Raw genomic sequence first — 25,408 nt, forward strand, 5'->3', positions numbered from 1 at the left:
GTATTGCAAAAAGCTCCTTTGAGCTATAAGTATCACTGATAATTTTATTCTAAATATTGAATTTCTTTTATTATAGAAGGGAGTGCCTCTAAAATATGATTTGCATTTACACAAAACATTTTCTTTGAAAGTTTATCCCCAGCATATCCGTGAACATATGCACCAGCACATGCTGCAGTCATGATGTCATAACCTTGAGATATGAAAGATGCTATAATACCTGTCAAGCAATCTCCCATTCCACCTGATGCCATTGCACTACTTCCAGTAGGATTAATTTGCACCGTTTTTCCATCTGTTATTATTGTATTAAATCCTTTAAGTAACAAAACAACATTGTGTTTCTTTGCAAATTCTTTTGCTATTTCTATCTTGTTTTCATTTATTTCATCTATTGAAAACCCAGATATTCTTGCCATTTCCCCCATATGAGGTGTAAGAACTATCTGATATTTCTTAGTCTCCAGTATTTCAAGATTTCCCTGCAGCACATTTAAACCATCTGAATCAATTACAATAGGACATTTAGAATTTAATAAAACTTTTTCAAGTAAATTCAAAGTACCCATATTATTTCCGAGTCCTGGACCAATTGCAATACAATCGCTCTTAATTATTAATGAATCCAATATTTTTTCATCATTAGTTGAGGCAGTCATAGCTTCAACTAATTTTCCACTTAGTATGTTTTGAATTGAGCTATCACATCCTAGCGTAACAAGGCCAGCCCCACTTCTAACAGCAGCCTGAGTTGAGATATATGCAGCCCCAGTAAACCCTAGTGATCCTGCAAGAATTAGTGTTCTTCCATAATCGCCCTTATGCGAACACTTGTTTCTTTTCTTAATCAACCTTTTAATAAAATCTATATCCATTACGTATTCATATTCTTGAAATTTATCTACTACCCCTTTTGGTATTCCAATATTCTCAATAACAATTTCTCCGGTGATGGCCTCTGCATCATATGAAAGAAAACCCTTTTTATAAAGTTCAAATGTAACTGTTTTATTACTTCTAATACAATTCCCCATCACTTTTCCACTATTACACTCAAATCCTGATGGGACATCAATTGATAAAATAAACTTACTATTATCATTCATAATTGTAATTGCTAAAGAATAAATACCTTTAACCTCTCTAGATAATCCTGTACCAAAAATTGCATCAATTGTATTTTCGCATTTAACTATACTTTCCTTTAAAATCTTCAAATCTTCATTGTTATTTATTTTTATTATTTTCACACCCATATTTCTTATAATATTAAGGTTAACAACCGCATCTCCGCTCATATTTTCCTCTGAACCAAGAAAAAATACCTCGACGTATTTTTCTCTATTTAAAAGATGCCTTGCTACTGCTAAACCATCGCCACCGTTATTCCCACTAGAACAAACAATTACGAATTTCATAGTATCTTCTGGTATATTTTTCATTACCTTTAGTGCTGCATTTTCCATTAGTACAATACCTGGAATTCCTAAAATATCTATACAATAGCGATCAATCTTTCCCATCATCTGTGCTGTTGCGATTTTCATTTCATTTCCCTCCAAAACTACAAAACAATTTTTTACAATAAACTCGACCTTACATTTTAACATTGTAATAGATTCGTTAACCATATTTTCTCAATTTTAATAATATCAGTTTCAAATCATAGTATCAATGGGTTATGTTTATAATTCGAATTTTATTTTAATATATATTTAATTGTAAATTAGCATACCCCTATAATATTAATAACAACCTAGCTTTATATATGTACAAAAAAATAAAAAAGCCTAGCGGAATTGCTAAGCTTTTTTACTTCTACCTATTATACTGATAATATTTTTGGCCAATTACATATGTTAGTTTTTTTATTTTTTATTTTTGTTCCTTCACATTCCATCTTAAGTAATGTCATTTCTTTTACAAATCCCATTATACCCATTGTTATTAACATGATGCATATAACTCCTACTATAATATCTGATCCCATATAATTCTTTCATCTCCTAAAACGGCTCATAATTTTAACTTTTAACCTAAATTAAATTATACTACGATATATAATTGCTTAGCAACTTCTCAAATTGGTGGTAATACGTTTACTTAGTTAAAATCATATAAAATTATATTAATTACTATTGTATACATATGTCTTTAAATATTACAAAGCGATTATATATCCAATTTTTTAAGATAATCCTTTCTAGATGGCATGGAAATTTTATCTTTCCTCTTGAATTATATCTTCAACAAAAATTTAACATCTTATATTTAATTATTTTATAAAAAATGAACCCAATAACAACAATTGTTATTGGGTTCATTAATTCATATTTTAAACTGATAATTTTGCTATTTTCAGAGCACTTGCTATGCTTTTAGTTGACGCTATAAACCCTGCTTTGTGACAAAAAATAGCATCATCTATTTTTATTATTGAATTTATCTCATCACTTGATTTTCCTCTAATTGATTCTACTAAATCTTTTCTTGCTTCAAAAGTCCCAGCTGTTTTCTTTACTGTTTGAATCTTATACTCTATGTTATTATCACCAGGCGAGATTACAAACAATACCTCACTGTTTATATCTATTTTTAGTAACTGTTGAAGCCAAGGACACCCCTTTTTCAAAACCATTATTTCATTAACATCTCTATTTTCAAAACCCTTATCTACTATATCTCTTGCTTTTATAACAGAAACCTGTCTACTTATTATCCGTTTTATAACAACAGTTGCAAATTCGACTGCTTCTTCAAATGCATTATCTTTAGATGAGTCATCATCCCATGTAGGATTGAAATTTTGTATAATATCACTTATTGAAGTTACTTTAAATTCTGATTTAGAATCTATGCCATTATCTATAGCATCAATCCCCTGCACTAAAGTCTTATCAATATAATCAAAAATTGATAATATATCAGCTTCATTAAAGTCTGAATTAAACTTTTGTATTACTCTAGAGCCAAACTCTCTCCAAACTAGACCTGAAGCTGCATATGGAATATTATTTTCTCTTATTTCTTTATCTAATTGATGGTGATCAAATTCTCCAAGGGAAATATCATAAACAAAATCTAGTTTTTTAAGTACCTCTTCATCCCTTGTTCTTATTACCTTTATATCTCCTAACAATAATCTTAGCATAGCTGTAGCCATAACATCATCTGCATGGAATTTACCACTATGTGTTCCTAAAGTTCTAATATTCTTTTCATTTATCATCATTTACCTCTTTCATATTATATTATGAATTAGCCCATTTTAAAAATAAAGCCTCAAGCTAGTTTACTCTAAGCTTAGGCCTTTAACGACATACTATAACTTTAACTTTCTTCACTACCGAGTAATATTGGTTTAAGTGGAGTTATTGTGGATATAGCATGCTTATATACCATCATTTGTTTCCCATCACAATTTAATACTACAGTGAATGTATCAAAACCAGTCACATTTCCCTTTAATTGGAATCCATTTATCAAATATAAAGTAACTTGAATTTTATTTTTTCTTGCATCATTTAAAAATATATCTTGCAGATTATTAATAGCTTTGCTCACAAATGTTCCTCCACAATTGTATTTTAATTTTATAAAAAACAGTTCATTAGGCCTTACTAAAAGGAGTCAATTTACTCTTTATGTAGTCTACAATCTCATCATCACTGCTAAAATCATCTTTATTAATCCAGTTTACTCTTGGATCTTTTCTAAACCAAGTAAGTTGCCTTTTAGCATAATTTCTACTTCCTTGTTTAATCTTTTCTAAAGCCTCATTTAAGGATATTTCATCATTTAAGTAATATAATATCTCTTTGTAACCTATACCTTTCATTGACTGCATATCTGCATTATAGCCCATTTTCTTTAATTTTATAACTTCATCAACCAAATTATTTTTCATCATAATATCTACGCGTAAATTTATCCTATTATATAATTTTTGTCTATCCATATTTAATACAAAATAATGTACATTATAAGGAATATCCAAAATGTCTTGCTCCTTTGCAAATTCACTCATAGGTTTACCACTAACCTTGTATACTTCTAAAGCTCTAATAACTCTTTTCAGATCATTAGGGAAGAGTTTATTATAGGTTTTTTTATCAATTTCTTTAAGTAAGTTATGGACATATTCTTTCCCATTTTCCTCTGCAAGTTTTGTAAGATGTTCTCTGTATGTTTCATCTTTATTGGTATCGGCAAAGCTGTAATTATAAATTAAAGAATTTATGTAAAACCCAGTTCCACCAACGATCATTGGGAGTTTATTCCTATTTGTTATATTAAAAATGGCATTCTCTGATCTTTCTTTAAAATCGGCTACACTAAAAGCAACACTTGGCTCTATTATATCCAATAGATGATGAGGAATCCCCATCATCTCCTGCTCTGAAATCTTAGCAGAACCAACATCCATATATTTATATATTTGCATTGAATCAGCTGATATAATCTCTCCATTTAGTTTATGTGCAAGTTTTATAGAAATCTCTGTTTTACCAATACCTGTAGGACCTGCTAAAATAAATAAATCTTTCATATTTTCACCTTTTCTATTGTATTCTTTTAAACTTTTTTTCTAGTTCATTAAGTGTGATTTTTATTATTGTAGGTCTTCCATGTGGACAAGTAAAAGGTTCATCAATGTATCTTAAATCATTAATTAATTTATTCATTTCTAAATCTGATAATAGATTATTAGCTTTTACAGCTGCTTTACATGCAAGCGAGGCTATACGAGTATATTTAATTTGTACAGTTTCACCACTACCCATATTTTTAAGGTTATCTAATATCTCATTAAAAAGATCTTTAATATCTGGTTTACCAAGGATTATAGGAACTTCCTTTATACTAATTGTATTTTCCCCAAATTCAATAATATTAAAACCAGTATTATTAAATACATCTATATTTTCACTATAATAAGCATAATCATCCACACTTAGTTCTATTACAGTAGGTACCACTAAAATTTGAGATACCACCTGAGCGTTTTTTATTTCTTTTCTATATTTCTCAAATAACACCTTTTCATGAGCTGCATGTTGGTCAATTAGGTAAAGTTCATTGTATGCCTCACCAATTATATAAGTTTTATTAAATTGTCCTATAATTCGAAGTTCCGGAAACTTTGATATTTTAGAAACTTCATTTAATGTTGTAATTTCACCTGTCTCATGATTTATGTTAACATTGTCTTTGACATTTTCACTTGTGCCCTGTAATTCTTTAGTCCCACCTGTAAGTTCACTACCTGAATTACTTGTAACTTTAGGAAGGCTTGAATGTGCATAAGAAGACTCCATAAAATTATCCGCTTCATTATTTTGCCTTTTATATTTAAAGTCTATTGGAATTTGAACACTCTTTTCCAGTTCCTCTTTGACTTTTTCATCTATAATTATTCTATTGAAATCATAAACATCTTTTTTTATGGTATTCTTTTCAACTTCTTTTTCACTATCATTATTATTATCTTTATTTTCATCTTCTGTAACATCAAAATTACCTCTTAAACTATCTCCAATTGCTATATGAACTGCATCAAAAATAAACTTAAATATTGCTTTATCTTCCTGAAATTTAATTTCAGTTTTTTGTGGATGAACATTTATATCTATATACTCTGGAAAAATGTCTAAGAATATTACAAAGAACGGAAATTTATTAATAGTCAAAAAAGATTTAAAAGCATTTTCCACCGCAGCAGTAATTAAGCCACTTTTAATATACCTTTTGTTAACAAAAATACTTTGCCTATTGCGACTTCCGCGACTTATCTGCGCGTTACCAATATAACCATGTACAGACATTATGTCATTATACTTTTCAAAACCCGTAATATTTTCTGCAACCTCTTTGCCGTATATGTATCTAATGGTATCTCGAGGCTGTGTAGAACTAAAGGTAGAGAATACCTTTTTATCATTATTTGACAATTTAAAAGAAATTTCATTATTAGCTAAAGCAAGTCTTCCTAAAATATCCGATATTAAAGCAGCTTCTCTTTGAGGTGACTTTAGAAATTTTTGCCTTGCTGGTACATTAAAAAACAAATCCTTAACTTCTATTGTTGTGCCAACATTACATCCAACTTCTTTAATGGAGAGTATATCACTTGATGATTGAGATATCTCCATGCCAAATGGAGACTCTTTTGTTCTACTATTTAATGTGGTACGAGATACTGAAGCAATACTAGGTAATGCTTCTCCCCTAAACCCTAATGAATGTATTTTATATATGTCTTCAACATATTTTATTTTGCTAGTTGCATGAGGTAAAAAAGCTTTTTCGATATCATCTACATGAATACCCGAGCCATCATCAATTACCTTTATACATTTTTGACCGCCCTCTAATATTTCTATGGTAATATTTTTAGCACCCGCATCTATACTATTTTCAACTAATTCCTTCACTACAGATGATGGCCTTTCTACCACCTCACCTGCGGCAATTTTATTTGAAGTTTCAACTTCTAATAAATTAATTCTCATAATAACTCACATCCTTTGCTATTCTTATAATAACTCAGACATCATGATAACAACTTCGCCCTATTAACTAATTCATATAACTTATTAAAACCATCCATAGGTGTTAGATTAAGAATATTTATATTTTTAATTTCTTTTAATATATTCTCCTTTTCTATATCTGTAAAACTTATTTGAGTAACCTCATCTTGTGGCGTATCAGCTTCATAAGTTACAGCTGATTCTTTCTCCACAATATTTTCCTCATTAACTTTTGCATTAGCTTTAGTAGATTTCTCCATTTTTTCAGTTTTCTTGGTAATAAAGTTAATCTCCGTACTAGCATTATTTTTCTCTAGTGACGTTAAAATCTCATTTGCCCTATTTATTACATCCTTCGGTAGGCCTGCAAGTTTTGCTACCTCAATACCATAGGACTCATCAGCTCCTCCAGGTACAATCTTTCTTAGAAATACAATTTCATTTTCTATTTTCTTCACAGCTACAGAATAATTTTTTACACCCTTGATTATTCCTTCTAGTTTTGTTAACTCGTGATAATGCGTTGCAAATAAGGTTTTACTCCTTAAATTAGTATTTTTACAAATATACTCAATTACTGACCAAGCTATACTTAGTCCATCATAAGTACTTGTCCCTCTACCTACCTCATCGAGTAAAACTAAACTTTTATTAGTTGCATTTCTTAATATATTTGATACTTCCCACATCTCTACCATAAATGTACTTTTACCTGCAGCAAGGTCGTCAGATGCTCCTATTCTCGTAAAAATTTTATCACAAATTGATATATCTGCAGATGTACAAGGAACAAAACTTCCCATTTGAGCCATAATAGTTATTAAAGCTACTTGACGCATATATGTGGATTTACCTGCCATATTAGGTCCTGTAATTAATAATAATTGGTTATCTTTTTCATCCATATAGGTATCATTCTCAATAAAAGTATTCGTAGGCATCATTTTTTCAACTACTGGGTGCCTTCCACCTATTATGTTTAAAATTCCATTTTTATTTATCTTAGGCCTAGTATAATTATTTTCTAAAGCAATTGTAGCAAGCGAACTTAAACAATCTATTTCTGAAATTAGCTTCGCTGTGTTTTTCATTCTTTCTATATGTTTTTCAATTTCTTCTCGTATACCTGTAAATATATCATATTCTATATTTACTAATTTATCTTGTGCACCAAGAATCTTATCTTCCATTTCCTTAAGTTCAGGAGTAATATATCTTTCTGCATTAGATAAAGTCTGTTTTCTTATATATCTACCCTCTGGAATAGATGGAATATTTAATTTAGTTACTTCAATATAATAACCAAACACTCTGTTGTAACCAACTTTTAATGATTTTATTCCAGTTATTCTTTTTTCATCACTTTCTAAGGTAGCAATCCATTCCTTACCATGAGACTTAGCAATCCTTAACTCATCTATTTCGCTATTAAAACCTTCCTTAATAATATTTCCTTCTTTAATTGAAATAGCTGGACTATTTATAATAGACTTTTCTAATATATTATGTATATCCTTTAAATCATCCAATTCTAAATATACCTTTTTCATTAATTTACTATTTAACACTGATATAATTGATTTCACTTTTGGTATTTTTTCTATAGAATTTTTTAGAGAAATTAATTCTTTGGCATTAACGTTTTTTGAAGAAATTTTTCCAACTAATCTTTCAATATCATATATATCAACAAGCACATCTTTTAAGTCTTCATGAGAAGTTGTATTATTTTTAATTTCTTCTACAGCCTCTAATCTTTCATCTATCGACCTTTTGTTTATTAAAGGTTGATCTAACCACTTACGCAGTCTTCTAGCTCCCATCGCAGTATTAGTTCTATCTAGTACCCATAATAAAGAACCTTTCTTAGTTTTGTCCCTTAAAGTTTCTGTTAGCTCTAAGTTTCTCCTAGAATTTGCATCTAAACTTACATAATCTAAAATATCATAGTATTCTATAGTATCTATATGAGAAAGCGATTTTTTTTGTGTATCTATAATATAACTAAGTAGCCCTGAAATGCTACTTAGTAAAGTTTGTGAGAAAGTTTTCTCACTATAATTATGAAATTGATTTTTTATTATATTATCATTTTTCATAATAAAAAAGTCATTAGGGTATGCCGAATATGACACATTAAATCTTTCTTTTATAACCTTTAATATTTCATCAGCTATATCTTCTGAGACAATAATTTCTTTTGGTGTAAACTTTGAAATTTCATCTAATATTGTAACAATGTTAAGTTTAGTCTCAGTACAAGTAAATTCACCAGTGGATACATCACAAAAACATAAGCCACAAAAATTAGTCTCTTTATTAATGTATATACTCATAATATAATTATTTTTAGTTTCTTCTAAAAAGCCAGAATCAGTGTAAGTTCCTGGAGTAATTATTTTAATTACTTCTCTTTTAACGATTCCCTTAGCTAGTGCAGGATCTTCTACTTGTTCACATATAGCAACCTTATATCCTTTTGCAATAAGCCTACCTACATAGATATTTGCTGCATGATGAGGTATTCCGCACATAGGTGCTCTTTTTTCAAGCCCACAATCACGCCCTGTAAGCACAAGCTCGAGTTCTTTTGCTGCAAGCTGTGCATCATCAAAAAACATTTCATAAAAATCACCTAATCTAAAAAATAAAATGCAATCCTTACATGTTTCTTTTACTTCAAAATATTGTATCATCATTGGAGTTAATGCCATTGCCATTCCCCTTTGTTTTTCTCTGTGATTATATAAATTGCCTTACACTCATAAATTGAATCTTTATAAATAATCACAGATATTAAATTAGTTACTGTAATTTGTTTGTTAGTTTATATTTCTTCACCAAAAAGTGAAAAAGAATGTGCATCTGTTATTAAAACTGATACGAGATCGCCGACAACATTGCCATTTCCCTCGAAGTTCACCACTTTCCCATTTCTAGTTCTACCAGTCAATTTACTTTCATCTTTTTTACTATAACCCTCGACTAGCACTTCTACAATTTTTCCTACACATGCTTTGTTTCTTTCTGCACAATTTCTATTAACAACTTCTACCAATCTATTAAACCTCTCATGCTTAACAGCCTCTGGTACTTGTTCTAGCATTTCATCTGCCGGGGTTCCTTTTCTTTTAGAATAAAGGTATGTAAATGCTAAATTAAATTTAACCTCTTCCATCAGACTTAGAGTCTGCGCAAAATCTTCCTCAGTTTCTCCTGGAAATCCTACGATTATATCAGTTGTTATTCCTACATTAGGTATTGTATTTCTAATATTTTTAACTAACTCCAAATATTGCTCTCTATCATAATGTCTATTCATTTTATTTAGAAGATTAGATGAACCTGATTGTACTGGTAAATGAACATGTTCACAAATCTTATCGCTCTCGGCAATAACTTCTATTACTTCACTCGATAAATCCTTTGGATGAGATGTCATAAATCTTAACCTCTCTAAATTTTCAATTTTATTTATTTTGCGAAGTAACTGAGCAAAATTTATTTCAGGATTTAATCCCGTGCCATAGGAGTTAACATTTTGACCAAGTAATGTTATTTCTTTGTAACCTTGTGCAACCATATCTGTTATTTCATTAATGATATCTTCTGGATTTCGACTACGCTCACGCCCTCTTACATAAGGTACTATACAATATGTACAAAAATTGTTGCAACCGTACATAATGGTAACAAAACCTTTTAGAGTATTTTCCCTTTCAATTGGAATTCCTTCTATAATCTTTTCTTCCTTGTCCCAAATTTCAACAATAGATGCTTCTCCGCCTTGTATTCTTTTTAAATACTCAGGAAATTTATATGCATTATGAGTTCCAATAATAATATCTACAAATGGGAATTTAGTAATTATATGTTTTGCCATACCATCTTGCTGCATCATACATCCAATAACCGCAATTATAAGCTTTGGGTTCTCTTTTTTCATTGTTTTTAAGGCTCCTATATTCCCATCAACCTTTTGCTCTGCATTCTCTCTAACACAACAAGTATTAAATATAATTATATCAGCAGAACCTTTATTAAGAGTTCTTTTATATCCCTCTGGTATTAGCATACCAGACAATTTTTCTGAATCTTCCTCATTCATTTGGCAGCCCCAAGTTTCTATATAGTATTTAATAGTTTCATTCATTAGTTCATTCTCCTTTATAAAAAAATATCACTATCTATCATTATATATAATTTATAAACTTTTTTAAAGTCATTTTTACTAATTGAATATAATTAATCATAAATTTATTTTAATTGAAATTTATGAATAAATCAGAATATAATATTAATTGATGATTATGTGTTATAATATATCAAATAATCTACACATTGCTGTGTGTCTTTGATTATATAAATCTCTCTAATACTTGTCTTTTTCTTTTTTTAATAAGTTTCGCCTTTTAGGATAACATACCTAAAAGGAGTGATTTAATATGTATGATGCAAAAAAAGATGAAAATATTAGAGATAGACAGTTGCAATGTAATTGTATAGGTGATAGAAGTTATTTTTCCATGTGTACTCATAATACTAACATGGTAAATGTAAAAGCATCCTGTTCACCTGTAGAAATCATTGTAAAAGAGTTTAGTTAGTTTTTAAATTTGGGTTGGGGGGAAATATTATGAACTTATCTAATAGACTGGAATCAATGCAATTTTCAACAATACGTAAATTAACACCTTTTGCTGATGAGGCAAAAAAAAGAGGAGTTAGTGTATATCATCTTAACATAGGTCAACCTGATATACACACTCCTTCTACATTTATGGAAGGAATCAATAACTTCACGGAAAAAATACTTAAGTATGAAAATTCTCAAGGAATAGATCCACTAATTGAAAGTTTTGTAAAGTATTATTTCGAGTGGAGTATAGAGCTATCTAAAAGTGACATTTTAGTAACTAATGGAGGTTCTGAAGCTATCCTTTTCGCTTTTATGGCTATATGTGACCCAGGTGACGAAATTATAATTCCTGAACCATTTTATACAAATTACAATGGACTTGCCGATTTAGCTTCAGTTAAAGTTATTCCATTTATCACCAAAGCCGAAGATGGTTTTCATTTACCTAGCAAAGAGGAGATTACAAGCAAAATCACAAAGAAAACTAAAGCAATAATGATATCAAATCCTGGGAATCCTACAGGGGTAGTATATACTAAAGCGGAAATAAGAATGCTTGCCGACATTGTTAAAGAGAATGATATATTTTTAATTTCTGATGAAGTATATAGAGAATTTGTTTATGATGATTTAAAATACACTTCTGCTTTATATATGAAAGATATCGAAGATAAAGTAATATTGATTGATAGTATATCTAAGCGTTATAGTGCTTGTGGTGCTAGAATTGGCTTGGTTGCATCAAAACACAAATATCTTATGGCTCAAATGCTTAAATTAGGTCAATCTAGACTTTGTGTACCTGTTCTAGAGCAATTAGCTGCTGCAAACCTAATTAACACACCTAAATCATACTTTACAGAGGTAAAAAAAGAATACGAAGAAAGAAGAAATATTTTATATAAATACTTATTAAAAATACCAGGTGTCGTTTGTGAGAAACCAACTGGAGCATTTTATATAGTAGCCAAGCTTCCTATAAAAAGTGCTGAAGATTTTGCTAAATGGCTATTAACAGATTTCAATTATAATAATAAGACTGTTATGGTTGCACCTGCACAAGGTTTCTATGCAACGAAAGGACTTGGAGTAGACGAAATTAGATTATCTTATTGTTTAAATACTACCGCATTAAGAGATGCTATGGAAATTTTAGGTATAGCAATTAAGGAATATGTTAAATTAAACTAAATAATTAAAATAAAAAAATGGATAGATGTACATCATCTATCCATTTTTTTATCCTCAGGTTTTAGTTTTTCCCAAGTATAAAATTCTTTTCTAATCTTAAAACCCAGAGAACTATATAAGTTAAATGCAGCAATATTATCTGCATCCACTCGAAGTGATACTTTAGAAAAATTATTATCCATAGCTATATTTAGCAAATACCCTAATAATATTTTTCCATATCCCGCCCTTCTATACCTTCTTATTATTCCAAAATTTACTATTATAGCAGATTTTTCTTCAACTATAATCTGACCATAACCAACTGGTTCATTATTATATTTAATAAATATTGCACCTTTATCAAAATAGTATTCTTGTAACTCATCATAATATATATCTTCTATATTTATTGGTATTCTCTCATCATTTTTAAATATTTCATTTTGTAATAAACAACGTAATTTTTCATCTTTATTCCTTTTCACTATAGAAAAAGTAATTCCACCGGTCACAAAGGTATTAAAATATTCTGTACACGGTTTTTCTAGTTGTCGAAACCCCTTAGCCTTATTAAATCCTAGCTCTCTTAAAATATTAATATTTACGTTGCTATCTTCACATTCATAAGTTATTAGATTGTTATTTACAACTGAACCAATTATTTTTTTATAAAAATAAATCAAATTGTTCTCTTGTATTACATTCATCGAATTTATACAGCTGTGATATTTATTTTGCTTCTCGAACCATATATATCCTATATAATTATTGTCTTCTATTAGTAGATTCACATTTTTTCTCATAAATAATTTTTGAATAATATTACTGTTATCATACAGAGCAAAAAAATTTTTATTTGATAAACTAAAATTAGTATTAAATTTATTGATTTCCCGAAAGTTATCAATGTTTTTTAAAGTTAGACCTATTGACTTATACATTTAGCTTTACTCCATAAATTCTTATTTTTAAATAAATTATTATTTTTATCTCCCTACATTAGTACTATTAAATTATATTATTATTTCTTATTTAGTATTCTGCAATTTCTAAAAATAGATGTATAATTTTTAAGACATTTATGTATAACTTATTTGGTGCTATTTTGATAACACTAGGTGTTACAGTTCGTAAAGAAACGTGTATGTATAATTCTATGCCATACATTTCTTCTAACTCATTTTTAAAATAGCTTCTTTAATAATCCAATCTGGTGTTGATGCACCTGCTGTTACCCCTATCGTCTTAACATTTTCATTTTTTATAAATTCATCTGATATATCTAATATGTTTTCTACATGAATTGTATCTTTACAATTTTTTTTACATATTTCATAAAGCTTTGTAGTATTTGAACTATTAAACCCACCGATAACAACCATGGCATCAACATTCTTTGAAAGTTCTTCTGCAGATTTTTGACGCACTTCTGTTGCACTACAAATAGTATTGAATGCAACTATTTCCTTACCAATTTTTATAATTTTAGTTAATACATTTTCCCAAGTAGATTGCATTTCAGTTGTCTGAGCTACCACACATACTTTATTTACGGTAGTATCTATATCAATACCATTCTTAAGTATTACTGCGGAATTATTACACCATCCATTAATTCCAATAACTTCAGGATGATTTTTGTCTCCTACAATAATTATATGATATCCTAAATCATAATATTTTTTTACCTTTTTATGAATATTTGCTACATAAGGACATGTCGCATCTACTATATTAAGATTAGTTTTCTTCAAAATATTTAATGTTTCTTCAGATACGCCATGCGATCTTATAATAATTGTGTCATTGTCTTCTAAGCTTGTAATTTCTTTAAGCTCTATTGGGTATATTAAGTTTTCTTTCAAAAAATTCACAACATCTTTATTATGGATAAGTGGTCCGAGCGTATATATTTTTCTGTTATACTTTTCTTTTATTTCTAAAGCCTTGTCTACTGCACGCTTAACTCCAAAACAAAAACCAGCTGAATCTGCAAGTGTTATTTTTTTCATTTTTCACCTCATATAGATAAAATATTTTATAAATTTTTGATTTGTTTTTAAATATTCGAATTAATATAAGATACTATTACATTTACTACTCCATCAATGTCTAACGCAGAAGAATCTATTTCTATAGCATCTGACGCTTTTGTAAGTGGATTAACCTCTCTATGGGTATCAATAAAATCTCTTTTAATAATATCATTTAAAATAGTATTGCAATCAACATCTATACCTTTTGACATTAATTCTTCATATCTTCTTTTTGCTCTTTCTTCACTACTAGCCGTTAAATAAAATTTAAAAGTAGCATCTTTTAATACCACCGTACCTATATCGCGTCCATCCATTATAACATTATACTTTTTTGCTATATCCTTTTGTAACTTAACAAGAATTTTCCTAATTTCAGGAACAGCCGCATACTTTGAGACATTATTGCTTATATTAGGCATATTTATCATATTCGTTAAATCTTCATTATTAACATATAAACGATCTTCTACAAAATGCATTTCTAAAGATTCCACTAATTCAACTAAATCGCGAATATTTTTTTCTGATATATTTGCATCCATAGCTTTTAGTGTAACTGCTCTATACATTGCACCCGTGTTAATATACATTAGATTAAATTTTTTACCTATCATTTTAGCTATTGTACTTTTTCCTGCGCCTGCAGGTCCATCTATAGCAATCGAAATTTCCATTATAATTCACCCTCCATCAATCAAAAAGCTACATTAAGTATAATTAGTCTACGCCTACACTATTTCCAGCTAAATATCCTGTAGATAATGCTATTTGAAGATTATAACCCCCTGTATATGCATCTACATCTATCATTTCACCTGCAAAATAAAGATTATCTATTAGTTTTGATTTCATAGTAGACGCATCTATTTGCAAAGTATCTACACCACCACTAGTTATAATTGCTTCATCAATTGGGCGAAGCCTCTTAATCGTTAGTGGTAATTTTTGAAGTAAATTAACTAAGATTTTTCTTTCCTCTTTAGTAATAGAGTTCACCTTTTTATTTTCATCAATATTACATAATTGAATAATTGTATTAATAAGTTTGCTAGGGAGTAAATCAGTTAATGAATTTTTAAAATCTTTATTTGCGTACTTTAAGAAATCGCTTTGAATTCGTTTATCAAGTTGAATTTCACTCAATGCTGGTTTTAAATTAATAAAAGCTTTTAATTTTTCTCCTTCTTTTACATAACAACTTCCACTTAGGACAATAGGCCCTGAAATTCCATAATGAGTAAAAATCATTTCTCCGAACTCTTTATATATACTCTTATTCTTACTGTTTGTAATATTAAGTTCTACGTTTTTTAGAGAAAGTCCCTGTAAATCTTTAATCCACTCCTCCTCAATCTCGATTGGTACAAGTGATGCTTTAGGTTTAATTATATTATGTCCCAGTCCTCTGGCATAAGTTAATCCTTCACCTGATGATCCTGTTTGTGGGTATGATAAACCGCCGGTACATAATACAATGTAATCTCCATATACATTATTTCCAGAAGCAAGTTCGACACCTATAACTTTCTGATTATCTCGAACTATCCTTTTTACTTTTGAATTTAATAAGACTTCAACATTTTTATTTTTCAATGCAATATCGAAAGCTTTTATAATATCTGAAGATTTATCGGACTCTGGAAATACTCTATCTCCTCTTTCTACTTTAAGGTTAACTCCTAGTTCTTTGAAAAAGTTCATTGTATTTTCATTTGTAAATGAGTATAAAGAACTATATAAAAAGTTGGGATTACATGGTATATTTTCAAAAAAGTCACCAATATCCTTAGCATTTGTAATATTACATCTACCCTTACCCGTTATATAAAGTTTTCTTCCTAATCTTTCATTTTTTTCAATAAGAACCACCTCATGTTTTGATGAAGCCGTTACAGCTGCCATCATGCCTGCTGGTCCTCCTCCAATAATAATTACTTTTGCCACACAATCACTCCCCTATAATATTTACAATTATAATTCATTATAATACATTTAAAATCATTTTTTGTATATGTAAAACACAACCTCAAAAGAGAATCCCAATGAAAGGATTCTCTTCAAACCGTTTAATTAAGAATATATCTTTCATTCTCTGTCCTTATCTTTAAAAGAATAAACTTGATATTCTTCCCATATGTCCTCTAAAGTAGAAAATGTTCTTGAAATTTTTTCTTTTTCTCGTAAGCCTACAGCAATAATTAATGCATTTATTACACTAAGTGGTGCTACTAAAGAATCAACAAATGATGCCATATTACTTTGAGCTATTAATGTATAATCTGCTCTAGTAGCTAATGGAGATAATAAACTATCAGTAATTGCTACAACATTTGCATTTTTACTTTTAGCAAAAGCTAAAGCTTCAATTGTTCTTGTAGTATACCTAGGAAACCCTATTCCAATAACTATGTCTTGTTCATTAACATAAAGCATCTGCTCAAATATATCACTGACACCATAAGCAACTACTTTAACATTATCCAAAATAAGATTTAAATGAAATGCTAAAAATTCTGCAAGCGCTGCTGAACTTCTAAGTCCAATTATGTATATTTTTCTAGCTTTAAATAATGAATTAACTATATCCTCAAAAGTTTTATGATTAATTTTTTCAAGTGTTGCTCTAATATTTTCCATATCAGCTTTTAATACACCTTTTAATGCATTTTCCTGAGTAATAAAATCATTTGATAACTCAATTCTTTGCACAGTAGTTAATTTATTTTTAATTAGTTCATGAAGAGCTTTCTGTAGTTTAGGATAACCACTAAATCCTAATTCATTAGCAAATCTTACAACAGTAGATTCGCTTACCCCTACACTAGTTCCCAATTTGGCTGCTGTCATAAATGCTGCTTTGTCATAGTGCTTTAGAATATATTCTGCAATTAATTTTTGTCCTTTACTTAAACGCGGAAATTTAATTTGAATAGTTCTCATCAAATCTTGTTTACTATCTACCATAATTAACTCAATCCTTCCTATACAAATCCAAATAAATGAAATAAAAATTTCAAAATATGATAAAATGAATTTTTTATTTCATTTTATCATCTTTTGAAGATATTTTCAACGAATTATTCATTTGTATAATACTTTTTTATTATGAATAATTAAATTATCATCAATATCTATGCAATTCATCTAATAGAAGGCAATCTTTAATAGTTATTATACATTATTTTATTATTTAGATCCATCATATAGTGAATCCGTAAATTATAAATTCTTCAAATAATTTATTTCATCAAAAGTTAAGTTTCTCCATTCTCCCTTTTCCATATTCCCAAGCAAAATATTACCAACAGAAATCCTCTTTAATGCAATAACTGGATGACCTATAACATCGCACATTTTTCTGATTTGACGATTCTTACCCTCATGTATTGTAATAGTAGCCCTGCAATTAAATCCGATTCTTTTAGTAATTTCAAAACCAGCTTTAGCAGTAATGTACCCATCAATATCTACTCCATTACAGAATGTAGCTATTTCTTCCTCATTTGGGCATCCTTCAAGTATTGCCATATAGACTTTGTTAATGGCCTGCCTTGGATGAATCACTTTATTATAGATATCTCCATCATTTGTCAAAATAATCAAACCACATGTATCATAGTCTAAACGACCTATAGGATATATTCTTTCTTTTGTTTTTACTAAATCTAAAATAGTCTCTCTGCCTTTTTCATCTTTTACAGTAGATACTATCCCTTCTGGTTTATTTAATGCAATGTAAACTTTATTTTCTTCTATATTAATAATTTTATCATCTACCTCGACACTATCTTCTTCAGGGTCAATTTTATTTCCTAGCTCTGAAACTACCAAGTTGTTTACTTTAACTCTACCCGCAGTAATTATTTCTTCACACTTTCTTCGTGATGCAACACCACATCTTGCCATAAATTTTTGCAACCGTTCTTCCACTATAACACTTCCTAATTTTATTTTTAGTTACTATATAAATATAAATTTTCTATTATAAAATTATTTATTAACTCTCTTGTTAAATAATTTTAAGGCAATTTTATAATCTGTTACTAAATAAAAAACATGATTTAAAATTTAAATTGAAATATATATAAATAAGCCTTCATAAAGAATTATATAAGTATATTAATAAAAAATCAATTGCTGATAAATCAATTTTTCATTTTACTTTTGTAATCCCGATAAATTTGTAATATATTTCCAAGGAAATAGATCTATAAAAGCATAAATCATTATTTAACTATAAAATAATTTTAATAAACAATAAAAAATCAATATCATAATATATTTTAATGTCTCTAATGCTATACTATATACAGAATGTAATATTATAAAAGGAGGATACGTAATGAATTTTATTAATTACTATATGCCAACAAAAATAATATCAGATAAAGAAGTAATATTAAAAAACAGTAACCTATTTTCTTCTTATGGAAAAAAGGCTTTGATTGTAACTGGTAAAACCTCATCCATAATAAACGGTTCACTAAAAGATGTTACTAATGCATTAGAAAAAGAAGGCATTGTATATGCTGTTTTTAATAATGTAGAAGAAAACCCATCTTTAGAAACTGTTGAAAAAATTGCAGAACTTGGAAGAACACAAAATTCCAATTTTATTATAGGTATTGGAGGAGGTTCTCCCATTGATTCTGCAAAAGCAGCGGGAGTGTTAATAAACAACCCAAATGCCACAAGATTCAATTTATTTGATAATCCAGCCCTTAAATCCATACCTGTGATTGCAGTTCCTACAACAGCCGGAACAGGAACCGAAACAACACCTTATGCAATTCTTACAGATAATGAGCTAAAAACAAAACATTGTATATGTCAAAAAGTATTTCCTGAATATGCCTTATTAGACGTAAAATATTTAATGTCCTTACCAGAGAAAATAACTATTAATACTTCTATAGATGCATTATCTCACTTAATAGAAGGTTATTTATCATCAAAATCAAATATAATAAGCGATGCACTAGCCGAAAAAGGTCTAAAATTATTCGGTGAATGTTTAAATATGATAAAAGAAAAAGATTTTACTTATGTTGTTCGAGAAAAATTAATGTTTGCCTCTACCATAGCTGGTATGGTAATTGCACAATCCGGCACATCCCTTCCACATGGAATGGGTTATTCTCTTACATATTTTCATAATATACCACACGGAAAAGCAAATGGAGTTCTTTTAAAATCCTATTTACAGTTTTCTGAAAATAAACATAGAGTTAGAAAAATTTTATACCTATTAACTATAGAAAATTTAGATGAACTCGGTGATTTTTTAAAGAATATGCTTGGAAAAATTGATAATGTAAGTTATAAAGATATATGTTCTTATGCTGAAATTATGGCATTAAACAAAGATAAATTAAAAAATCATCCCACACCTGTTGGGAAAGAAAATATACTAAAAATGTACAAAGATTCATTAAATTTATAAACAGTTTTATTTAATAATATATTAATAAACAAAATTATTAAAAACAAGAAAGTGTAGCTTTTACACTTTCTTGTTTTTGTATTTTTGTACTAATTGATATTTAAATCAATATGACAATATCCTCCTTGGTTTTTTTGTAGATACTTTTGATGATAATCTTCAGCATCATAAAAACAAGAAAGAGGCTCTATCTGCGTAACTATAACCTTCTCATATTTACTTTGAATTTTATCTTTTGTACTTAATATAATATCTAAATCACCTTTATCTAAGTAATAAATACCGCTTCTATATTGACTACCTACATCAGCTCCTTGCCTGTTAACAGCAGTAGGATCAATTATTCTCCAAAACTTATTTAATATCTTTTCTAAAGATATTAATTTTTCATCATACCTTATTAAGCAGGCTTCTGCATGACCAGTATTTCCGCTGCAAACCTCATCATACGTAGGGTCCTTCTTTATACCATTCGCATACCCCACCTTAGTTTCAACAATACCATCTATTTTTGACATATAAGCATCTACACCCCAAAAGCATCCTCCGGCTACAACTATAGTCTTCATTAAAACACCTCACCTTTTTATTATTACTGTTTATAAATTATACCACAGTCATAATATTATATGAGTTATACAATTTGCTGCTTATTATCTAGGAATTTAAAATCCTCAGCTACAACTTCTGTACTATATCTTTTATTTCCATCTTTATCTATATAACTACTACTTGACAATCTCCCTGTTATAGCAATTTGGCTTCCTTTTTTTAAATGTTTACATAAAGTTTCTGCCAAACCACTCCATGCGACAATATTTATAAAATCCGCTTCTGCTTGCATATCTTTATGTTGTACCCTATTAATTGCCAATGTAAATCTAGTGTAAAACCCTTTTCCTTCATTAAAAGTCTTAAGTTCCAAATCTCTTGTTAATCTGCCAATCATTGATACAGTATTCATTAATTATCTCCTTTTTATTTAAGAATTTACTTTAGCTAATTAATCGACACTTAATATAATTTTGTTTTTACCGTGTAATTAAATAACTTTTTAAGATTATTGACAATAAAAATAGTTTTTATACAAACGTATGTTCTTTTATTAATTTTATTTATTTATTTCTGATGTTTGCACATTGTTATTATAAATCGTTTTTATTTATTAGTTATAAGTTATAATTTTGGTTTACATTTTAAATACTACTTACATAATTATGCTTATGTAAACTAAAATACAACATTAATTTCAGTTTTCTCTATAATCAATTCTTGTATGCTCCTTAACTAACAAAAAAACATATGTAAACATATGTTTTTTGTTAGTATAAAAATAAATAATTCATTTATGAAGCTTTTAGTAAAAAAAATAATATGAGTTAAGAATATATTCAGCATTATATCTATCACATAGTTTTCTTAAATAAAGCTTTGCCTTCTCTTTATGCTGCATATCCAAAAGAAGTTCTGCAAAATGAACTTTTTCTTTGTCAGTAACCTCATCTTTAACGTAACCCCAAACATGCTCTGCAGTATTTATAAAACTTCCATCTTCTACATCAATATTTATAACTTCATCGATATACTCGTAGAATTCTTTAAAACTACATTTTTCTTTTACCATTTTACTACATTCTTTATAATACTTATAGTTTCTTTCCATTAAAACATATTTGTATTTTGCCCATTGTTTTTCTATAACTGTAAAATATGATTTTTTATTTATATTATTTACATTATTTATATTATTTATTATAAGATTGCATTTTACAGCCGAAATGTCTTTATCTTTTACCTCTAGCATAATATCAGGATTAAACTCTTTTACTTCATCATAATATTCTAAAAAGGGTCTGACCATTATAGTAATTGAATGTGCTCCTATCTGTTTTTTTAAATTTTGCTGACTATAATGAACTTTTACATTGCCATCTTTCTCTTTCCATGTTTTTATTACTTTTTTCATTATTTCTTTTATAGATTCATCCTTTTGATGATTACACTCATGATGAAGGTTATCAAATATAACTGGTATACCAATTTTACTGCTCACATAAAGAACATCTTCAATATTGAATATATTTCCATCGTTTTCAATTACAAGCCTCTTTTTCACAGAAGATGATAATCTTTTAAAATTCTCGATAAACCTATTTATAGCTGCATTTTTATCGCCATACCCTCCACCTATATGGAGTATTATTTTATTATTTGAATTCAGACCTAAAGAGTCTAAAAACCTACTATGATATTCTAAATCTCTAATTGCATTTTCTACAATATCCTCTTTCAAAGCATTGAGTACAGTATATTGTCCTGGATGCATTGAAACTCTCATACCACATTTCTTTACAAATTCCCCTAATTCATTTAGTTCATTTTCGAAATATTTATACCATTCAATTTCATTAATAATATGACTACCCAGTGGAACTATATCTGAGCTTATTCTAAATAATTTTATATTAAGTTTCTCATTGTTTTCTAAAATTTTTTTTAATCCTACTATATTTTGTTTTACCACATCTAAAAAAATGTCTTTTGAAAATTTCTTTAGTGTAAGTCCTCTTGATGTTCTTTCATTTATTGTTAATGGAATGCATGCATATCCTATTTTCATATTTTCTTTTACTCCCATTTTATTATACTTATAATTTTTTCAATTAATATTAGATTGTACAAAATTTTAATATTTAAATGCTTTCTAATTTAAGATTATAACGCATTTCAGCTTTTATCGCTATACTTAACCTCATGTTACCCATTTAAACAGTGTTTACTCTTTCTTTAAAGCAAAATTCTAAGCCAAAGGTATGAATTAACAACTCATATCTTTTCTGCTTATATAGGGTTATTAATAGATATATTTAACTGCATTACAATAATTAAAATATATCTATTAAATCTCCAGCATTATTTTTCAATTTTTCTACTGAATGAATATACCTATTAGTAGTTGCCAAATTTTTGTGTGCCGCAAAATCTCTAACTTTTTCTACCGTAGCTCCTGCAAGTATAGCAAGTGTTATTGCTGTATGTCTAGTAGAATGAACTCGTAAATCTTTTTCTATACCTGCATTTTTACACACTTTTTTTATCATGTAATTTAAAGTGCTTGCATTTAACTTTTCCTTATTCTTTCCATTAGTCGAATGACCAATAAATAAATACTCCTCACCACTAGTTTCCCTATTTCTTTTAGTCAACTTAATATATTCATTAATCATAGTAAGAACATTTTGTTGCAATTTCACTATATCTTCTTTACCACCTTTTCTTCTCACCTTTACTACATTATAACCAGTGTATATAGTAACATGCTTTATTTTAATATTTATAATTTCAGATTTTCTTAGTGCAGTAGTTAACGCAAGCACTAATATTGTTTTATTCCTATGTCCTAATATAGTGGTTGTATCTATACTGTTTAATAAAATTTTACACTCTTCTTTTGTTAAAAACTCAGTTTCTTTATTATTTATCACTGGTTTTTCTTCTTTCAGATTTCCAAATGGATTATACTTGATTATATGAATATCTGTAGAATTATCTTGATATTTTAATAGCCATCTATAGAGAGCGCTTAATGAAGATACTTTCCGATTTATAGTTGCGGATGACATATTTTTATCCATCAATTTCATAATAAAATTTTGTGTATGTAATATAGTCACTTTTTTGATATCATCTATGCTAATATCCGAAATAGAACTTACACAGAAAAAATCCTTTATATCTCTTTCATAACTCTTAGCTGTATAAATACTTTTTCTAGATTTAATCTCAAGAAAATATCTTATAAAATTTTCATTATTTAACATTAAGTCTGAATTATAATTAAATCCAATAATTTCATTTTGCATAAATATTCTCCTTTAAAACTTTCACTCTCCTATAAATTTTAAAAAGCTGCAAACGTTAGGTTAGCAGCTTTTTAAAATATACACGTCTTAATTATTCTTCTAAAGAGTTGATTAATTTCACTATTTCTTCTAATGCTAATTTTTCATCAACACCATTTGCTATAACGTTTACAGCTGCATTAGACCCAACACCTAATGATAAAATTCCTATTAAACTTTTAATATTAGCTTTTTTACCCATAAATTCTATACCTATATCTGATTTGAAAGAAGCTGCTTTTCTTACTAACAACGTAGCTGGTCTAGCATGCAATCCTTTAGGATTATTGACTATAACTTCCTTTGTTACCAATTTACTTCACCTCAATATTTTATTATTAGTATGAACTAACATAAAACAAATTATTGTTAGCTCATACTATCATAATATCATTAATAAGTATGTAAATCAATTTTAAATGTTACTAACAAAACTTTCTAACCTATTAAGTCCTTGTTTTATATTTTCCATAGAAGTAGCATATGATAGTCTAATAAAATTATCTACTCCAAATGCTATGCCCGGTATAACTGCAACCTTTTCCTTTTCAAGTAAAAGCTTTGAAAAAGAAATTGAATCCTTTATCACTTTTCCATCGATTAATTTATTTAATATTTTATTTATATTCACCATTACATAAAAAGCACCTTCTGGTTCTATGCAAGATAAATTATTAATACTATTGATTCTTTTTACCATATAATTTCTTCGCAATTCAAATTGTTTTATCATACTATAAACATCGTCCTGTTCACCGTTTAAAGCTTCAACTGATGCATATTGAGCAATCGAATTTGGATTAGAGGTGGTATGGCTTTGTATGTTTGACATTAATACTATGATTTCTTTACTACCCGCTGCATACCCTATTCTCCATCCTGTCATAGCATACGCCTTAGAGAGACCATTAATTACAATAGTTCTTTTATAAGCATCTTGTGAAAGACTCGCTATACTAATATGTGCATTAATCCCGTATAATAGTTTTTCATATATTTCATCTGATATTATTATTAAATTATTAATTTTTGCAAACTCAGCAATATTCATAAGTTCTTCCCTTGAATAGACTGTTCCTGTAGGATTATTTGGGCTATTTAATATTATTGCTTTAGAATTAGAAGTTATCGCCTTATTAAGATTTGTAATTGTTAACTTAAATTTATTACTTTCCTCTGTTTGAACAAAAACTGGTAACCCATCCGCAATTTTAACTAATTCAGGATAACTAACCCAATATGGAGCTCCAATTATAACTTCATCTCCCGGGTTTAATATAGCTTGCAAAACATTAGCTAAGCATTGTTTTGCTCCAGTTGAAACTATAATTTGATCTGTTGTATATTCTAAAGAATTATCTTTCTTAAGTTTTTTAATTATTGCTTGTTTTAGTTCAATAATACCAGACGCCGCCGTATATTTTGTCATTCCTTCGTTTATGGCTTTTATAGCTGCTTCCCTAATATTCTTTGGTGTATTAAAATCAGGTTCACCGGCACCAAACCCTATTACATCGATACCATCAGCCTTCATTTTTTTTGCTTTTGCAGTTATAGCTAATGTTAAAGATGTTGATATTTTACCAGCTTTTTTAGATAATACCATTTTTTTACCCCCGATATCTATATTAATTGTATGTTTTATATTAACATAACTTTGTTATTTTAAATAAATGACA

22 protein-coding genes and 1 pseudogene are annotated in these 25,408 nt (G+C 28.5%); 3 read left to right on the top strand and 20 right to left on the bottom strand.

Annotated elements, in window-relative coordinates:
• Positions 1–44 precede the first annotated feature (44 nt).
• From KPL37_RS05455 to miaB, 8 genes are all read right to left on the bottom strand, one after another.
• Complete coding sequence (locus KPL37_RS05455) at positions 45–1,547, bottom strand: NAD(P)H-hydrate dehydratase (protein ID WP_216146402.1); 1,503 nt, start codon at positions 1,545–1,547, stop codon at positions 45–47.
• Between the two features lie 278 nt (positions 1,548–1,825).
• Positions 1,826–1,990, bottom strand: a complete 165-nt coding sequence (locus tag KPL37_RS05460) for a hypothetical protein (RefSeq protein WP_216146403.1) — start codon at positions 1,988–1,990, stop codon at positions 1,826–1,828.
• 345 nt (positions 1,991–2,335) lie between these two features.
• Positions 2,336–3,229 carry an MYG1 family protein gene (locus tag KPL37_RS05465; protein ID WP_216146404.1) on the bottom strand — a complete coding sequence of 298 codons (894 nt, stop codon included), beginning with the start codon at positions 3,227–3,229 and terminating at the stop codon, positions 2,336–2,338.
• Between the two features lie 101 nt (positions 3,230–3,330).
• On the bottom strand, positions 3,331–3,564 hold the full coding sequence (gene hfq, locus KPL37_RS05470) for an RNA chaperone Hfq (RefSeq protein ID WP_216146405.1): 234 nt from the start codon (positions 3,562–3,564) through the stop codon (positions 3,331–3,333).
• 46 nt (positions 3,565–3,610) lie between these two features.
• Positions 3,611–4,549 carry a tRNA (adenosine(37)-N6)-dimethylallyltransferase MiaA gene (miaA, locus tag KPL37_RS05475; protein ID WP_216146406.1) on the bottom strand — a complete coding sequence of 313 codons (939 nt, stop codon included), beginning with the start codon at positions 4,547–4,549 and terminating at the stop codon, positions 3,611–3,613.
• A 13-nt stretch (positions 4,550–4,562) separates the two neighbouring features.
• Positions 4,563–6,512: a DNA mismatch repair endonuclease MutL gene (mutL, locus tag KPL37_RS05480; RefSeq protein ID WP_216146407.1), complete on the bottom strand. Its 1,950-nt coding sequence runs from the start codon at positions 6,510–6,512 to the stop codon at positions 4,563–4,565.
• 41 nt (positions 6,513–6,553) lie between these two features.
• Positions 6,554–9,247, bottom strand: coding sequence for a DNA mismatch repair protein MutS (gene mutS / locus KPL37_RS05485; RefSeq protein ID WP_216146408.1), 2,694 nt, complete (start codon positions 9,245–9,247; stop codon positions 6,554–6,556).
• A 113-nt stretch (positions 9,248–9,360) separates the two neighbouring features.
• Positions 9,361–10,686 carry a tRNA (N6-isopentenyl adenosine(37)-C2)-methylthiotransferase MiaB gene (gene miaB / locus KPL37_RS05490; RefSeq protein ID WP_216146409.1) on the bottom strand — a complete coding sequence of 442 codons (1,326 nt, stop codon included), beginning with the start codon at positions 10,684–10,686 and terminating at the stop codon, positions 9,361–9,363.
• Between the two features lie 292 nt (positions 10,687–10,978).
• Here miaB and KPL37_RS05495 point away from each other — a divergent pair, with 292 nt between their 5' ends.
• Both KPL37_RS05495 and KPL37_RS05500 read left to right on the top strand, forming a co-directional pair.
• Positions 10,979–11,140 carry a hypothetical protein gene (locus KPL37_RS05495; RefSeq protein WP_216146410.1) on the top strand — a complete coding sequence of 54 codons (162 nt, stop codon included), beginning with the start codon at positions 10,979–10,981 and terminating at the stop codon, positions 11,138–11,140.
• Between the two features lie 29 nt (positions 11,141–11,169).
• Positions 11,170–12,363 (top strand): pyridoxal phosphate-dependent aminotransferase, encoded by a 1,194-nt coding sequence (locus KPL37_RS05500; protein ID WP_216146411.1) that lies wholly within the window; start codon positions 11,170–11,172, stop codon positions 12,361–12,363.
• Between the two features lie 32 nt (positions 12,364–12,395).
• Here KPL37_RS05500 and KPL37_RS05505 read toward each other — a convergent pair whose 3' ends face one another.
• The 6 genes and pseudogenes from KPL37_RS05505 to KPL37_RS05530 form a co-directional block, all read right to left on the bottom strand.
• Positions 12,396–13,286, bottom strand: coding sequence for a GNAT family N-acetyltransferase (locus KPL37_RS05505; RefSeq protein WP_216146412.1), 891 nt, complete (start codon positions 13,284–13,286; stop codon positions 12,396–12,398).
• A gap of 234 nt (positions 13,287–13,520) precedes the next feature.
• Positions 13,521–14,357: pseudogene (locus KPL37_RS05510) on the bottom strand (4-hydroxy-3-methylbut-2-enyl diphosphate reductase); the annotation flags it as partial.
• 47 nt (positions 14,358–14,404) lie between these two features.
• Positions 14,405–15,058, bottom strand: a complete 654-nt coding sequence (gene cmk, locus KPL37_RS05515) for a (d)CMP kinase (protein WP_216146414.1) — start codon at positions 15,056–15,058, stop codon at positions 14,405–14,407.
• A 43-nt stretch (positions 15,059–15,101) separates the two neighbouring features.
• A complete protein-coding gene (locus tag KPL37_RS05520) occupies positions 15,102–16,328 on the bottom strand; it encodes a BaiN/RdsA family NAD(P)/FAD-dependent oxidoreductase (protein WP_216146415.1) in 1,227 nt (408 codons plus the stop codon).
• A gap of 141 nt (positions 16,329–16,469) precedes the next feature.
• Positions 16,470–17,348 (bottom strand): MurR/RpiR family transcriptional regulator, encoded by an 879-nt coding sequence (locus tag KPL37_RS05525; RefSeq protein WP_216146416.1) that lies wholly within the window; start codon positions 17,346–17,348, stop codon positions 16,470–16,472.
• A 255-nt stretch (positions 17,349–17,603) separates the two neighbouring features.
• Entirely contained in the window at positions 17,604–18,314 is a 711-nt protein-coding gene (locus tag KPL37_RS05530; RefSeq protein WP_216146417.1) for a pseudouridine synthase, read from the bottom strand.
• 412 nt (positions 18,315–18,726) lie between these two features.
• Between KPL37_RS05530 and KPL37_RS05535 the strand changes: the two genes are divergently transcribed.
• Positions 18,727–19,827, top strand: a complete 1,101-nt coding sequence (locus KPL37_RS05535) for an iron-containing alcohol dehydrogenase family protein (RefSeq protein WP_216146418.1) — start codon at positions 18,727–18,729, stop codon at positions 19,825–19,827.
• A gap of 89 nt (positions 19,828–19,916) precedes the next feature.
• Here the strand turns inward: KPL37_RS05535 and msrA are convergent, their stop codons facing one another.
• The 6 genes from msrA to KPL37_RS05565 form a co-directional block, all read right to left on the bottom strand.
• Positions 19,917–20,396, bottom strand: coding sequence for a peptide-methionine (S)-S-oxide reductase MsrA (msrA, locus tag KPL37_RS05540; RefSeq protein WP_216146419.1), 480 nt, complete (start codon positions 20,394–20,396; stop codon positions 19,917–19,919).
• A 65-nt stretch (positions 20,397–20,461) separates the two neighbouring features.
• The gene (locus tag KPL37_RS05545; protein WP_216146420.1) at positions 20,462–20,791 is read right to left on the bottom strand and encodes a single-stranded DNA-binding protein; all 330 of its coding nucleotides are present in this window, start codon (positions 20,789–20,791) and stop codon (positions 20,462–20,464) included.
• 393 nt (positions 20,792–21,184) lie between these two features.
• On the bottom strand, positions 21,185–22,447 hold the full coding sequence (uvsE, locus tag KPL37_RS05550) for a UV DNA damage repair endonuclease UvsE (RefSeq protein WP_216146421.1): 1,263 nt from the start codon (positions 22,445–22,447) through the stop codon (positions 21,185–21,187).
• A 265-nt stretch (positions 22,448–22,712) separates the two neighbouring features.
• Positions 22,713–23,690, bottom strand: coding sequence for a tyrosine-type recombinase/integrase (locus KPL37_RS05555; protein WP_216146422.1), 978 nt, complete (start codon positions 23,688–23,690; stop codon positions 22,713–22,715).
• A 91-nt stretch (positions 23,691–23,781) separates the two neighbouring features.
• Positions 23,782–24,042 carry an HPr family phosphocarrier protein gene (locus tag KPL37_RS05560; protein ID WP_216146423.1) on the bottom strand — a complete coding sequence of 87 codons (261 nt, stop codon included), beginning with the start codon at positions 24,040–24,042 and terminating at the stop codon, positions 23,782–23,784.
• A 102-nt stretch (positions 24,043–24,144) separates the two neighbouring features.
• A complete protein-coding gene (locus KPL37_RS05565; protein ID WP_216146424.1) occupies positions 24,145–25,335 on the bottom strand; it encodes a pyridoxal phosphate-dependent aminotransferase in 1,191 nt (396 codons plus the stop codon).
• Between the last annotated feature and the right edge of the window lie 73 nt (positions 25,336–25,408).

This window comes from Clostridium frigoris, assembly GCF_018861865.1.
In the GTDB taxonomy this organism is placed as follows: Bacteria; Bacillota; Clostridia; order Clostridiales; family Clostridiaceae; genus Clostridium_AD; species Clostridium_AD frigoris.